The 1,905-nt window shown below is 68.4% G+C and carries 1 protein-coding gene; it reads left to right on the top strand.

Going from position 1 to position 1,905, the window contains the following annotated elements:
* A partial coding sequence (locus ABZ576_RS34335) for an acyltransferase domain-containing protein (protein ID WP_360750038.1) occupies positions 1–1,905 on the top strand: 1,905 nt, incomplete at both ends.

Genomic DNA, 1,905 nt, shown 5'->3' with positions numbered 1-1,905 from the left:
GCCCACACCCGCGCCCTGTTCGAACACCGGGCCACCATCATCGCCACCAACCGCGACCAGGCCCTGGACGCCCTCGCTGCACTCGCCGCCGGGCACCCCCACCCCAGCGCTGTCGCCCTCTCGCCCAGCGGCACGGGGACGGGTGGGAAGACCGCGTTCGTCTGTTCCGGGCAGGGCACCCAGTACCCCGGGATGGCCAACGGCCTCTACCAGGCCTTCCCCGCCTTCGCCGCCGCCCTGGACGAAATCTGCGCCCACTTCACCGAACACCTCGACCACCCCCTCCGCGACCTCCTCCTCCACACCGACACCGACACCGAGTCGGGCAGCAACCCGGGGGAACTACTCGCGCAGACTCTGTACGCCCAGCCCGCCCTCTTCGCTCTCCAGGTCGCCCTGCACCGGCTGCTGACCGAGACGTACAAGATCAGCCCGCACTACCTGGCCGGGCACTCCCTGGGCGAGGTCACCGCCGCCCACCTCGCCGGCATCCTCACCCTGCCCGACGCGGTCCGTTTCATCGCCACCCGCGCCCGCCTCATGCAGGCCCTGCCCCCCGGCGCCATGACCACCCTGCACACCACACCCGACATCCTCGCCCCCCAGCTGGAAGGGCTGGAGGACAAGGCCGCCATCGCCGCGATCAACACCCCCACCTCCCTCGTCATCAGCGGCGACCCCGACACCGTCGAACACCTCACCACCTGGGCCCGCAGCCAGAACATCACCACCAAACCCCTGACCAGCGGCAAAGCCTTCCACTCCCCCCACACCGACGCCATCCTCGACCAACTGCGCACCACAGCTGGTGAGCTGACGTTTCACCCGCCCCACACCCCTCTCATCACCTCCAGCGATGGCGACCCCCTCACCCCGGACTACTGGGCGCGTCAGGCGCGGGAGTGCGTCCACTACCGCGACACCACCCGCACCCTCCACGACGAGCAGGTCGGCACCTTCATCGAGCTCGGCCCGGACCACACCCTGACCGCCCTCACCCACCACACACTGCCCGAACACAACCCCACCGCCGTCACCCTCCTCAACCCCCAGCACCCCAACCCCACCGGCCACCTCCTCACCGCCCTCGCCCACACCCCCACCCCCTGGCACACCCACCACCACACCCAACCCCGCACGACCCACGTCGATTTACCCACCTACACCTTCCAACGTGAGCACCTATGGCTCGACGGGCCGAAGCGTGGTGCCACTGCCACCGTCTCCGGCAGTAACCAGGCAGCCAACTTGGCGTCTCTGGAAGCCGAGTTCTGGCAGGCCGTCGAGGAAGCCGACGTCTCCACCATCGCCGACACCCTCAACCTCGACACCACCACCCTCGACACCGTCCTGCCCGCACTCTCCACCTGGCACCAACAACAACGCGACCACGCCCGCATCAACACCTGGACCTACCAGGAAACCTGGAAACCACTCCACCTCCCCACCACCCAACCCCCACACCCCACCACCTGGATCATCGCCATCCCCCACACCCACACCCACCACCCCCACACCACCAACCTCCTCACCAACCTCCCCCACCACAACATCACCCCCATCCCCCTCACCCTCACCCCCACCACCAACACCCACCACGCCTACCACCACGCCCGCCAACAAGCCACCACCCCCATCACCGCCGTCCTCTCCCTCCTCGCCCTCAACGAAACACCACACCCCCACCACCCCCACACCCCCACCGGAACCCACCTCAACCTCACCCTCACCCAAACCCACACCCAAACCCAACCACCCACCCCCCTCCACCACCTCACCACCCAAGCCACCACCACCCACCCCAACGACCCACTCACCCACCCCACCCAAGCCCAAACCATCGGACTCACCCGCACCGCCCACCTCGAACACCCCCACCACACCGGCACCCACATCGACCTCCCA

Source organism: Streptomyces sp. NPDC013455, assembly GCF_040632975.1.
GTDB lineage: Bacteria > Actinomycetota > Actinomycetes > Streptomycetales > Streptomycetaceae > Streptomyces.
Note: the sequence above shows the minus strand (reverse complement) of the source record. Positions and strands in the feature narration are given on the sequence as shown.